General features: G+C 47.5%; 11 protein-coding genes. All 11 read left to right on the top strand.

Features of this window, described 5'->3' with window-relative positions:
• The first annotated feature begins 24 nt into the window (after positions 1-24).
• Positions 25-813, top strand: coding sequence for a DUF975 family protein (locus LKD36_RS05755; RefSeq protein WP_308459040.1), 789 nt, complete (start codon positions 25-27; stop codon positions 811-813).
• Positions 798-1,991, top strand: coding sequence for a YcxB family protein (locus LKD36_RS05750; RefSeq protein WP_308459039.1), 1,194 nt, complete (start codon positions 798-800; stop codon positions 1,989-1,991). Before LKD36_RS05755 ends, LKD36_RS05750 begins: the two co-directional genes overlap by 16 nt.
• 23 nt (positions 1,992-2,014) lie before the next feature.
• Entirely contained in the window at positions 2,015-3,241 is a 1,227-nt protein-coding gene (pepT, locus tag LKD36_RS05745) for a peptidase T (protein ID WP_308459038.1), read from the top strand.
• A gap of 176 nt (positions 3,242-3,417) precedes the next feature.
• Positions 3,418-4,365 (top strand): ABC transporter permease, encoded by a 948-nt coding sequence (locus tag LKD36_RS05740; RefSeq protein ID WP_118769528.1) that lies wholly within the window; start codon positions 3,418-3,420, stop codon positions 4,363-4,365.
• 2 nt (positions 4,366-4,367) lie between these two features.
• On the top strand, positions 4,368-5,714 hold the full coding sequence (locus LKD36_RS05735) for an ABC transporter permease (RefSeq protein ID WP_308459037.1): 1,347 nt from the start codon (positions 4,368-4,370) through the stop codon (positions 5,712-5,714).
• Positions 5,715-5,730: 16 nt separating this feature from the next.
• The gene (locus tag LKD36_RS05730; RefSeq protein WP_308459036.1) at positions 5,731-6,744 is read left to right on the top strand and encodes an ABC transporter ATP-binding protein; all 1,014 of its coding nucleotides are present in this window, start codon (positions 5,731-5,733) and stop codon (positions 6,742-6,744) included.
• A 1-nt stretch (position 6,745) separates the two neighbouring features.
• Positions 6,746-7,759 carry an ABC transporter ATP-binding protein gene (locus LKD36_RS05725; RefSeq protein ID WP_308459035.1) on the top strand — a complete coding sequence of 338 codons (1,014 nt, stop codon included), beginning with the start codon at positions 6,746-6,748 and terminating at the stop codon, positions 7,757-7,759.
• A 70-nt stretch (positions 7,760-7,829) separates the two neighbouring features.
• Complete coding sequence (locus tag LKD36_RS05720) at positions 7,830-9,542, top strand: peptide ABC transporter substrate-binding protein (RefSeq protein ID WP_308459034.1); 1,713 nt, start codon at positions 7,830-7,832, stop codon at positions 9,540-9,542.
• 130 nt (positions 9,543-9,672) lie between these two features.
• The gene (locus tag LKD36_RS05715; protein WP_308459033.1) at positions 9,673-10,848 is read left to right on the top strand and encodes a D-alanyl-D-alanine carboxypeptidase family protein; all 1,176 of its coding nucleotides are present in this window, start codon (positions 9,673-9,675) and stop codon (positions 10,846-10,848) included.
• Between the two features lie 13 nt (positions 10,849-10,861).
• Positions 10,862-11,953, top strand: coding sequence for a DUF362 domain-containing protein (locus LKD36_RS05710; protein ID WP_308459032.1), 1,092 nt, complete (start codon positions 10,862-10,864; stop codon positions 11,951-11,953).
• A 1-nt stretch (position 11,954) separates the two neighbouring features.
• Positions 11,955-12,689 carry a tRNA pseudouridine(38-40) synthase TruA gene (gene truA / locus LKD36_RS05705; protein WP_308459031.1) on the top strand — a complete coding sequence of 245 codons (735 nt, stop codon included), beginning with the start codon at positions 11,955-11,957 and terminating at the stop codon, positions 12,687-12,689.
• The last annotated feature ends 45 nt before the right edge of the window (positions 12,690-12,734 follow it).

Here is a 12,734-nt window from a genome sequence, read left to right as displayed (position 1 = left end):
AAACAAAAGAAAGAGGAAAAATACATGTTATTAGCAAGAGATTTTCGTGAAATTGCAAGAGATGCACTGAGAGGCCGCTGGGGACTGGCAGTGATCACCGGTCTGGTGGCGTCTCTTCTTGGTGCTTCCATCAGCGTCAATAATGGCAATGGCGTTGGCACTGTCGGCGGAGGAAGCAATGCAGATGCGGTGACGGATGTCAGCTATGCGAACATACAGACAAGCGTGAATCAGATTATCCACAGTGACTGGTTTCAGTCAATTCTGCCGTTCCTGATGGGGCTTATTATTGTGATGGTTGCATGGACCCTTATCAGTCTGGTGCTGGGAGGAGCAGTGACACTTGGTTATGCGCAGTTTAATCTGAATCTGGTAGATGAGAATGACCCTCAGTTCGGAGATTTGTTTTCTCATATCCGCCGCCTCTGGGAAGGTTTCTGCATGCAGTTTTTTCAGGGAATGTTGATCTTCCTGTGGTCACTTTTATTTGTGATCCCGGGAATCATCGCCAGCTACCGTTATGCCATGACACCGTATATTCTGGCAGAAAATATGGATCTTTCGGTTATGGAGGCCATCAGTGAGTCCAAACGACTGATGAAAGGTAATAAACTGCGTCTGTTCTTTATGGAACTGAGTTTTCTTGGCTGGCAGATTCTGTGTGTTCTGACGCTTGGAATCGCTTCTCTCTGGGTAGGACCTTATATGGAGGCCGCAAAAGCAGCTTTTTACCGCGAGATTTCTGAGAACCGATACAGTCAGCCGAAAGTAGAACCGGAATCTTCGGAAGGAACAATATGGACGACCGATTAGAATTTTCGTTTGCAATGCAGGAAAAGGATTATGCACATTTTCTTGCAATGAAAGATCAATGGAAAGCATGGAAGTCGGGCAGGCGGTGTCTGCATCCGGACGAACGGTATCTCCGGCAGATTCTGGCGTCACCGGAATTGAAAAAACATCTGGGACAATGGAGTCTTATATTCGGAGAAGAGGAAATCTGTGTCCGTCAGGGAGAAACAGGATACCGGTTTTTCTGGAAAGGAATCGGAGGCATTGTGGAATTCCCGGATGCATTCTGGTTCTACGGAAAAGAAGAAAGCGGACTGTTTGTAATTCCTAAAGGAGTGTTTCCACTGGAAGACCGGGGGACATTCCTGCACTGGTGTCGATCGAAAGAAATATTCTGTACTCCGTATACGGAAGGAAAAGCTCGAAAACCGATGCCGTTTCTACTTCAGCTTTTCCTGCTTTTTCTGGTTTTTGTGGGACTTTTGGGACTTGGTGCTGGAGAGATGCTGCTGGCGAACAGGACAATAAAATATGCACAGGAATCCACTTCAAAAGTAGATACAGAAGATCTGCAGAAACAGTATCCGGATTATCTGACTATAGAGGATCAGATTGCCATACTCAGGGAGCTGGGATTTGAGATTCCGGACGGTGCGGCAGATTATTATCATTCCTGGATGGATGACAGCGAAAGTGCAAGAGGCTATGTGGAAGGGCATCCGTTTTATGTACTGCTGTCGGATATGGGGCAGGCAAAATATGATCTTGATACCCGGATGCTTATAGGAAATCCGGATCAGGTATTCTGGTTTCCAGATGTGAGCTGGGATATTTCTACAGAATATGTGAATATTATGAATGGAATCAATTCCATTATGAAGGAAAATACATTTATCAGTGTCTCGGAAGACTGTTCAGAAGCGAATTTCAGTCAGGGAACAGGCGTGATTCGGATTACTTTTTGGTGTGGCGGGCAGCCGTATTCTTATCGCGCTCCGGTGGATGCAGAAGGAAAGGTGGATCAGAGTCTGCTTCTTTTTCTGAGTCAGGTGCTGCAAGAGAACGGTTATACGGAAAAGCAGCTGTACCGGTGTCCGGATCAGGATGGAGGAGAACTTCTGTTTTGGAGAGATGCGGCATGGATACAGGAATTCCGGAAGAAGACAGGACTTGATCCGGAAGAAATAACATTAGAATAAGTAAGAAAGAGAGAATAACAGAGATGGCAGATGTAACAGAAAGATTTCTGCGTTATGTTGCAGTAGATACACAGTCAGAGGATGAGCAGGAGGCATTTCTAAGTACGGAAAAACAGAAAAATCTCGGAAGAATGCTGAAAGAAGAACTGGAAGCTCTGGGTGTTTCCGATGTCCGCATGGATGATTATGGTTATGTATATGGCTGTCTTCCGGCAAATACAGAAAAAAAGGTTCCGGCAATGGGATTTATCTCCCATATGGATACAGCACCGGCAGCATCAGGTGCCAATATTCACACGCAGATTGTAAAAAATTATGACGGCGGTGTGATCCGGCTGAATGAAGTGAGCGGTGAGACGCTTGACCCGAAGGAATATCCGGAACTTCTGAATTATACAGGCCAGGATCTGATCACAACGGACGGTACCACACTCCTTGGCGCAGATGATAAAGCTGGAGTGGCAGAGATCATGAGCATGGTTGCGTATCTGCAGTCACATCCTGAGATTTCCCATGGAAAGATCTGTGTGGCATTTACTCCGGACGAAGAAGTGGGACGCGGTGCGGACTTTTTCGATGTGAAAGGATTTGGTGCGGATGTGGCTTATACCGTAGACGGTGGAGCACTGGGGGAGCTGGAGTATGAGAACTTTAACGCGGCCGGTGCGAAGGTAACGATTCATGGGATCAGCATTCATCCGGGTTCTGCAAGAGGTGCCATGAAAAATGCCATCCTGATTGGTATGGAATTTCAGTCGCTGCTTCCGGTTTATGAAAATCCTGCATGCACGGATGGCTACGAAGGATTCTTCCATCTTGACAGTATTTCCGGTGATGTGGAAGAGACCGTGATGAAATATATTATCCGTGATCATGACAGGGAGAAATTTGAGGCAAAAAAAGAACTGATGAAGGAAGCGGCAGAGTTCCTGAATAAAAAGTATGGAAAAAGAACGGTAGAAGCAGATATTCAGGATTCCTACTACAATATGAAAGCGAAGATTGAGCCGCATATGGAGCTGATTGAAATTGCGTCTGAGGCAATGAAAAAACTGGCAATTGAGCCCAAGGTATGCCCGATCCGCGGAGGTACCGACGGGGCGAGACTTTCTTTTATGGGATTGCCGTGCCCGAATCTTTGCACAGGAGGCCATAATTTCCACGGACGTTATGAGTATGTTCCGGTGCAGTCTATGGAAAAAATTGTACTGCTGCTTTTGGAAATCGTGCAAAAATTTACAGAAATGTAAAATGATACCATGAAAAAATGACGAAAATTAGCAGAGCGTAACATTGAAATTTCTATAATTTGATGGTATAATATCAAATACGGTTCGTTTTATGAAGACAGCCCTTACCTGACAACAGATACGGGGCTGTTTTTTAGCGAATAACGGCCAAAAATATTTTTTGTGTAGGTGATAAAATGGGCAAATATTTTGCGAAAAGACTTGGAATGGCAATTGTTACCATTTTTCTGGTAACCTGTCTGACCTTCCTTCTAATGAACGCAGTCCCGGGTAGTCCCTGGTTAAGTGAGAAAAGTCCGACTGAAGCGACTTTGGCTGCACTGAATGCCAAATACGGACTGGATCAGCCGGTATACGTTCAGTTATTCAAATACCTTGGTAACCTTGCACATGGTGATTTCGGTGTTTCCCTGAAGATGCAGAAGAATCGTCCGGTTCTGAGCATTATTCTTGAGATGTTCCCGGTATCTGCAAAGATCGGTGCCATTGCGCTGGCATGGGCAGTGCTGGTAGGTGTGCCGCTGGGATGCCTGGCAGCATTTAAGAGAGGAAAAATGACCGACAGTATTCTCCGTGTTGTCTGTACCCTTGGAATCTCCATGCCGAGTTTCGTGGTTGCATCTGTACTTCTGGTAACCATGGCAGGAGGTATTTCCGGATTCAAGCTGTTCCCGACGATTTTTGATGCGTCGGCAGGATGGAGAACTTATGTGCTTCCGTGTTTTTCGTTGGGATTTTATCCGATGTGTTATACGGCGCGTCAGACCAGATCTGCCATGTTGGATTCTCTGAATCAGGAGTATATTAAGACGGCGAGAGCAAAGGGTCTGAAAAACAGCAAGATTATTTTCAAACACGCCCTCAGAAATGCCCTGATTCCGGTTATTACTTATCTGGGACCGCAGGTTGCATTTACTTTGTGCGGTGGTTTCGTGGTGGAGAGTGTATTCTCCATTCCGGGATTAGGACGTTATTTCGTACAGTCCATCCAGAACCGTGACTACCCGGTTATCATGGGTACCACGATTTTCCTTGCAACATTTATTATTCTGATGAATGTAGTAGTGGATATTCTTTATAAAGTGGCTGACCCGCGTATCAGCCTTGGCAAGGGAGGAGAGTAACTATGGCAGAAGACAATAAGATAAAGCGATGTCCCGTCAGCCTTCAGCCGGATATTGAATCCCTTCTTGCGGAGTTGACTCCGGAAGATTTCGAACCGGCAAGTCAGCAGGAAAGAGATGACTTCATTCAGGATCGTCAGAGTGTTTCCTACTGGAAGGATGCATGGAGACGTCTGAAGAAAAATACCGTAGCTATGATTGCGTTGGGAGTTATTATTTTCCTGTTCCTGTTTGCATTCGTGGGACCACTCCTGGTTCCCTATGGTTATGATCAGTTTAGTACAGGAGCAGAAAATCTGTACCCGTACCATTATGCCCTGGAAGATCAGACCCGTCTGGATGAAGAGATTGCAGCCAGATCCGAGTCTGAAGTTATGGACGTAGATACGCTGATTGAGAATGCGAAGGCAGAGGCAGAAGCCAAAGGAGAGACTCTTTCCAGTGTAGACATTGCCATGATCCGTGCAAAAGCAAAAGTAGCTTCCAAGGGACAGAGTGAGCACGAGGATACCGATCCGGCTACTGTCCGCAAGGAACTTGGCATTAAGAAAAAACTGTTTGGCTATTCCAACGAAGAACTGCAGAGAAAAGCAGCAGGGGAAAAAGTATTTCCCCATGTGTTCGGTACCGACATGTATGGCCGTGACATTCTGGTCCGTGTGATGTATGGAGCACGTGTATCCATGGCAGTTGGTATCTGTGCGGCGCTGCTGGTACTTCTTATCGGTGCCCTCTACGGTTCCATCTCCGGTTACTGTGGAGGTAAAGTGGATGCAGTCATGCAGCGTATTGTAGAGTTAATTTATTCCGTACCGGAAATGCTGGTTGTTCTGTTGATTGCGACAGCACTGAAACCAATCCTGACGAATTTTGTAAATACAGGAAGCGGTCCTATGAAAGAGTTTGTCAACACTATGGGACCGAACCTGATTTCCATGTTTATTGCATTTGGTATGCTGTACTGGGTAACCATGAGCCGTATTATCCGTGGCCAGGTACTGCAGCTGAAACAGCAGGAGTATGTAACCGCAGCCCGTGCACTGGGTGCTTCCGGCGGAAGAATTATCCGTCAGCATCTGCTGCAGAACTGTATCGGACAGATTGTTGTTACGACATGCCTGCAGATCCCGTCTGCAATCTTTCTGGAGTCCTTCCTGTCCTATCTGGGCGTTGGTGTATCCGCACCGCTGCCAAGTCTTGGTTCCATGGCAACGGATGCATTAAGTGGTATGTATACTTATACTTATCGTCTGATCATTCCGTCCGTGATCTTAAGTGTAATGATTCTGGCGTTCAACTTGTTTGGTGATGGACTTCGCGATGCACTGGATCCGAAGCTGAAGAAATAAGAAGGGAGGAGCGAATATGTCAGAGACGAATAAAACAGGAAAATTACTGGAAGTAAAAGACCTTCGCGTATCTTTTTTAACTCCTGCCGGAGAAGTAAAAGCAGTTGGAGGCATCTCTTATGACCTGAATTACGGTGAGGTCATGGGGGTTGTAGGTGAGTCCGGCTCTGGAAAGAGCCAGGAAGCCTATTCCATTATGGGATTATTACAGTCCCCGGGAAAAGTAACTGGAGGTTCCATTATTTTTGAAGGGGAAGATGTATTAAGTTATACGAAAGAGCAAATGACCGCATTTCGTGGAAATAAAGTGGCTATGATTTTCCAGAACCCCATGACCTGCTTAAACCCGGTATACACCATCGGAAACCAGCTGGTTGAGGCGCTGAGAGCTCATGATAAGAAGATTTCCAAGGCAGACGCAGAGAAGCGTGCCATGGAGATGATGGAGATGGTGGGCATCAATAACGTGGAAAAGCGTATGAAACAGTATCCTCATGAGTTCTCCGGTGGTATGCGCCAGCGTGTTATGATCGCCATGGGTCTGATCTGCCATCCGCAGCTTCTGATTGCCGATGAGCCGACTACCGCACTGGACGTTACGATCCAGGCACAGATTCTGGAACTGATGAAAGATCTGCAGAAAAAGACCCATATGGGTATTATTTTCATCACTCATAACCTGGGTGTCGTAGCAGATATTTGCGACAAAGTGTCTGTTATGTATGCAGGAAGAATTGTTGAGCAGGGTCCGGTAGACGATATTTTCTATGAACCGGCCCATCCGTATACCATGGGACTTCTTCGTTCCATGCCCCGTGTGGATGCAGAATCTTATGAGCGTCTGATTCCGATCGAGGGATCACCGGTCGATATGCTGAACCCGCCGGAAGGATGCCCCTTTGCTCCCCGCTGCGAACACTGCATGAAGATCTGCCTGAAGAAAATGCCTCCTTATGTGGAAGTAGGAGAGAACCATCGTTCTGCCTGCTGGCTGCGTGTTCAGGAGCAGATGAACAAGGAGGAGAAGTAAGATGGCAAATGAAGACAAGATTCTTCTTGAGATTAATAACTTAAGAAAATATTTCCCGGTAAAGGGAATGAAAGGACCCGGTGTACAGGCGGTACAGGATGTTTCTTTCTTCATCAAAAAGGGAGAGACCCTTGGTCTGGTAGGAGAGTCCGGATGTGGTAAAACGACCCTTGGCCGTACCATTATCCGCCTTCATGAGCCGACCGGCGGTAAGATCGTATATGATGGAGAGACCATCTATGACAATCCGCTGGGGCCGGATGGCAAACCTCTTGGAAAAGAAAAGGCAGTTAATATGCTGCCGTACCGCAGAAAGATGCAGATTATTTTCCAGGATCCTTCCGCATCCCTTGATCCGCGTATGACCGTAGGCGAGATCATCGGAGAGGCCATTGATATTCACAAGCTGGCACAGTCCAAAAAGGACCGTTCCGATATGATCAAAGAACTGCTTGGCAAAGTCGGACTGAATACCGAGCATGCCAACCGCTATCCTCATGAGTTTTCCGGAGGACAGCAGCAGCGTGTGGGAATTGCCCGCGCCCTGGCAGTAAAACCGGAATTTATCGTATGTGACGAACCGATTTCCGCACTGGACGTATCCATTCAGTCCCAGGTGGTAAATATGCTGGAGGACATGCAGGAAGAGATGGGACTGACCTATCTGTTCATTGCCCATGACTTATCCGTTGTCCGCCATATTTCCAACCGGATCGGTGTTATGTATTTAGGCTCCCTGGTGGAGCTGGGTGAAAGCTATGAGCTGAACCGCCACCCGATTCATCCGTATACCCAGACACTGCTTTCCGCAGTACCGGTACCGGATCCGAAGCTTTCCAGAACGAGACAGAGAATCGTCCTTCAGGGTGATATTCCGAGTCCCATGAATCCGCCAAGCGGATGTCGTTTCCATACCAGATGTCCCTATGCGACCGAGCGCTGCAGCATAGAAATGCCGGCCTTTAAAGAACACGAGCCGGGACACTGGGCAGCATGTCATCTTCTGGATAAATAAGAGTATCAGAACGTAAGTTCTTTTGATACATGCGTGTTTTCACGCGAAGAATATAAAGGAGGATCGTATTATGAAAAATACGAAAAAGTTTCTGGCACTGGCACTGGCTTCTGTTATGGCAGTATCTGTAGCAGCCTGCGGAAGCAGCAGCTCCACTAACGACACATCTGCAGCAGACAGCAGTACTACTACTGAAGCAGCAGATACCACTGCATCCGCCGATGGATATAACCTGGCAGTCTGCCTGGCATCTGAGCCGATGACCATTGACCCGGCTCTGAACTCTGCTGTTGACGGAGCAATTATGGCCAATCATATGTTCGAGGGCCTTGTAAAATGGGTCGACAACGGAAACGGAGAAGCAGAGCTTGCTCCTGGACAGGCTGAGTCCTGGGAGAAGACCGTGAATGATGATGGTACCGTTACTTACGCAATTAAAATGCGTGATGGTATCAAATGGTCTGACGGAAAAGACGTAACTGCTGGCGATTTTGAGTACAGCTGGAAACGTCTGGCTGATCCGGCTACTGCTGCAGACTACTGCTATATGATCGATATGGTACAGGGATATGCAGAAGTTGCAGACGGATCTGCAGACAAAGATACTCTTGGAATCAAAGCCATTGATGACAAGAACCTTGAGATTACTCTTTCCTATGACTGCCCGTATTTCGAGGAGATCATGGCATTCCCGGCTACTTTCCCGGTTCGTCAGGATATTGTAGAAGGAAATGAAGAGTGGACTTACAGCCCGGAGACCTACATCGGAAACGGTGCATATAAAATGGTTGAGTGGTCCCATAATGCATACATTCTTACCGAGAAGAGTGAGACTTACTATGATTATGAGAAACTTGGTCCGGACACCATCAAATACACCCTGCTGGATGACAACAACGCTATGCTGGCAGCATTCAACAGCGGTGAGCTGAACTTCATCATGAACTTCCCGACTGACGAGATGGCTAACTATCTCGCATCTGGACAGATCACGGTAGCTCCGTACATCGGAACCTACTATGTATGCTTCAACACAGAGGATGAAGTATTCTCCAACCCGCTTGTTCGTCAGGCATTCTCTCTGGTTATCGATCGTAACTACATCGTAGAGAACGTATCTCAGTCCGGTGAGGTTCCGGCTACCGGATATGTTCCGTCTGGTGTATATGATGCAGAGGGCGCTAACGGTGATGATTTCCGTACTGTAGGTGGCGAGTACTACAGCGTATCCGCTGACGATTATCAGGCAAACTGCGACAAAGCCCGTGAGCTTCTTGCAGAGGCAGGATATCCGAACGGAGAGGGATTCCCGGCTGTTGAGTACATGTACAACACTGACGACCGTCATAAAGCAATCGCTGAGGCACTGCAGAACATGTGGCAGACCGAGCTGGGCGTAACCGTTAACCTGAGCAATCAGGACTGGAACGTATTCCTGAAGAGCAGAAAAGACGGAGATTTCCAGATCGCACGTAACGGCTGGATTGCTGACTACAATGATCCGTGCTCTTTCCTGGATATGTGGTATACCGGCGGTGGAAACAACGATGCACAGTACTCTAATCCGGAGTATGATGCTCTGATCGACGCAGCAAAAGCTACATCTGACCAGACTGAGCGTATGGCTGCTTTCCACAAGGCTGAGGATCTCCTTATCGGACAGGATAGCGTTCTTGCACCGATCTACTTCTATACCAACCCGTATATGCTGTCTGATAACATCAGCGGTATGTACTACACTCCGCTTGGATATTTCTTCTTCGGATATACCCAGCAGAACTAATGATTGTAAAAATCATGGCGCAGGCCGGACAGGAAACTGTCTGACCTGCGTCTTTTTTTGTCCATTCATTGAAACCGTAAGCATTTTCTGCTAAAATAGACAGGAAGTTTGAAAATATGGAGGCACCGGTGTGCGGGATTATGATGCGGAAGAACAGTTAAGACAGAAGAAAAGGGAGCGGCAGCGGATGGAAAACCGCAGAAGAGCCCGTGAGCGACAGCGGAGAAAACGACGAATGTTGATGGCCGCGACGGGAACCGCCGCAGTGGTTCTGTTGGCGCTGGGAATCTGGTTGATGACCGGCCGGACAGGGAAGGCAAAACTGTCGGAAGATTCTGGAGAAACAATGCAGGAACAGACAACGACATCAGTGTCGGATACCGGAGATGATGCAGGGGATAATTCGCAGGATGTGGAGCAGGCTTCTGGGGAAGAAGATCAGGAAGCGGAAGAGACAGAAGCTTCGGTCCAAACATCCTCCATGCCATTTGCGGCAGGTTATGATGCAAAAGAAACAGACAGTACCACCTACCTGGGCAGTGATTCGGTACAGAGCGGCTATGCATTGTTAGTAGATCTCGATGACAATACTATTGTATCTCAGAAAGGGGCTTATGATCGGATCAGCCCGGCTTCCATGACGAAGATTCTGACCGTTCTGGTTGCGGCTGAGCATGTGACGGATCTTGATGATACCTTTACCATTACCAAGGAGATCACCGATTTCAGCTATTCCCATGACTGCAGTGCGGTGGGATTTCTGGACGAGGAGACGGTAACCGTCCGGGATCTTCTCTATGGAACGATCCTTCCCTCCGGCGGAGATGCGGCTGCAGGTCTTGCCTGCTATGTGGCAGGTTCCATGGATGCCTTTGTGGACATGATGAATGAGAAGCTTGCAGAGCATGGACTGTCCGATACGGCACATTTTACCAACTGTGTGGGATTATATGATGAAAATCATTACTGCAGCATTTATGACATGGCCATGATCTTAAAGGCAGCTGTGGAAAATGATCTGGCACGGGAGGTGCTGACCGCACATACCTATACAACCAGCGCAACAGAGCAGCACCCGGAAGGAATTACCATTTCCAACTGGTTTTTAAGAAGAATCGAAGATAAAGATACAAAAGGCACGGTAGTCTGTGCCAAGACCGGGTTTGTTGCTCAGTCTGGCAACTGTGCTGCTAGCTATGAGGAGACAGACAGCGGTAAACATTATATCTGTGTGACTGCCAATGCGCACAGCAGCTGGCGGTGCATCTATGATCATGTGGCTGTTTATCAGGAATATACAAATTGAAAGGAAGAACATTATGGAAAAAAATGAGATTCTGATGATCTATGGAAAAAACTATAAGGAGATGACTAAGGAAATCCTTACATCTGCGAAACTGGCCGAGCAGATCGGTGACAAGAAGAAAAAGATCGGTCTGAAGCCGAATCTGGTAGTTGCAAAAACTCCGGACAGCGGTGCAACCACTCATATGGAGATGATTGAGGGAACCATCGAATACCTGCAGGAGAATGGATTTAAAAATATTTCCATTACGGAAGGTTCCTGGGTTGGTGATCGTACTCAGGCTGCATTCCGTGTCTGTGGTTACCCGGAAGTGGCGCGCAAATACGGCGTAAAACTGGTGGACAACCAGCAGGATACTTATAAATCCTACAACGCAAAGGGTATGCAGCTGAATGTCTGTGATTTTCCTATGTCTCTGGACTTCCTGATTAATATGCCGGTTCTGAAAGGACATTGTCAGACAACGATTACCTGTGCCCTGAAGAATAACAAAGGTCTGATCCCGAACAGTGAGAAACGTAAATTCCACACTATGGGCCTGCATAAACCGATCGCACATCTGGCAACTGTTGTACCGAATGATTTTATTCTCGTTGATAATATTTGTGGAGATCTTGATTTTGAAGAGGGTGGCAACCCGGTAACCATGAATCGTATTATGGCATTCCGCGATCCGGTTCTCTGTGATGCATATGTCTGCGAGACAATGGGCTATCCGGTCAGTGAAGTGGCTTATATCGGTATGGCAGAGAAACTGGGTGTCGGATGTGCGGATACTTCCAAGGCAAAGATTATCGAGCTGAATGAAGGTTGCAATGCAAAGGGAAAGATCCGTATGACCAGAAGAGTGCAGGAACTGGCAAAATATGTGGAACCGGTGGATGCCTGCAGTGCCTGCTATGGTTCTCTGATCTATGCGCTTGATCGTCTGAATGATATGGGCATGCTGAGAAATTGTAAGAAAAAGATTGCCATCGGGCAGGGGTATAAAGGACAGACCGGTGAGATCGGTATCGGTCACTGTACCTGTGGCTTTGAGAAGAGCTGCAAGGGATGCCCGCCGAAAGCCATTGATATGGTAGAATTCCTGAAGAAAGAGCTGTAAGATGAATTATAAGGCAGTTTTGCAGTATGATGGGACACGCTATCGTGGATGGCAGACCCAGGGAAATACGGATAATACGATACAGGGCAAGCTGGAAACATTGCTCACGAAGATGGCAGGAGAGCCGGTGGAAGTGAATGGTTCCGGAAGAACGGACGCAGGGGTTCATGCCGCCGGACAGGTTATCAGTTTTCGGTGTAAGACGAAAGAATCACCCGAGGAGATCTGCCGATATATGAATGAATATCTGCCGGAAGATATTGCTGTTCTGACCGTGAAGGAGGCTGCTCCCCGGTTTCATGCGAGACTGAATGCCGTGCGGAAGACCTATGTCTACCGGATCTGGAATGCACCGGTCAGAAATGTATTCCGCAGAAGATTTACCACATGGATCCAGAAACCGCTGGATCTTGATGCCATGGAACAGGCGGCAACTCTTCTATGCGGAACTCACGACTATCGGGCGTTCTGTTCCCTGAAGAAGTTCAAGAAGTCTACCGTGCGTACCATTGAGAAGATCGAGATCGGAAAGATGGGACAGGAGATCCGCATTTCTTATACCGGAGATGGATTCCTTTATCATATGGTCCGCATTCTGACCGGTACGTTGGTGGAAGTGGGACTGGGGCTTCGGAAACCGGAAGAAATGACGGAGATACTGGAAGGGCAGGAGCGCACAAAAGCCGGACGGCTTATGCCGCCGGAAGGACTGACGCTGGAGAGCGTGGAATATTAGATATATGGGGTGATCTTTGATCGCCCCATAATAATTTAAAGCGGG

Source organism: Hominiventricola filiformis, assembly GCF_020686965.1.
Classification (GTDB): Bacteria; Bacillota; Clostridia; order Lachnospirales; family Lachnospiraceae; genus Hominiventricola; species Hominiventricola filiformis.
The sequence above is the reverse complement of the archived record's forward strand: the minus strand, read 5'-3'. Positions and strand labels throughout refer to the sequence as shown.

Excerpts from the sequence above, each read along its gene's own strand:
- LKD36_RS05725 (WP_308459035.1), top strand. The coding sequence starts at position 6,746 with ATGGCAAATGAAGACAAGATTCTTCTTGAGATTAATAACTTAAGAAAA.
- LKD36_RS05740 (WP_118769528.1), top strand. The coding sequence starts at position 3,418 with ATGGGCAAATATTTTGCGAAAAGACTTGGAATGGCAATTGTTACCATT.
- LKD36_RS05710 (WP_308459032.1), top strand. The coding sequence starts at position 10,862 with ATGGAAAAAAATGAGATTCTGATGATCTATGGAAAAAACTATAAGGAG.
- LKD36_RS05755 (WP_308459040.1), top strand. The coding sequence starts at position 25 with ATGTTATTAGCAAGAGATTTTCGTGAAATTGCAAGAGATGCACTGAGA.
- LKD36_RS05730 (WP_308459036.1), top strand. The coding sequence starts at position 5,731 with ATGTCAGAGACGAATAAAACAGGAAAATTACTGGAAGTAAAAGACCTT.
- pepT (WP_308459038.1), top strand. The coding sequence starts at position 2,015 with ATGGCAGATGTAACAGAAAGATTTCTGCGTTATGTTGCAGTAGATACA.
- LKD36_RS05720 (WP_308459034.1), top strand. The coding sequence starts at position 7,830 with ATGAAAAATACGAAAAAGTTTCTGGCACTGGCACTGGCTTCTGTTATG.
- LKD36_RS05735 (WP_308459037.1), top strand. The coding sequence starts at position 4,368 with ATGGCAGAAGACAATAAGATAAAGCGATGTCCCGTCAGCCTTCAGCCG.
- truA (WP_308459031.1), top strand. The coding sequence starts at position 11,955 with ATGAATTATAAGGCAGTTTTGCAGTATGATGGGACACGCTATCGTGGA.
- LKD36_RS05750 (WP_308459039.1), top strand. The coding sequence starts at position 798 with ATGGACGACCGATTAGAATTTTCGTTTGCAATGCAGGAAAAGGATTAT.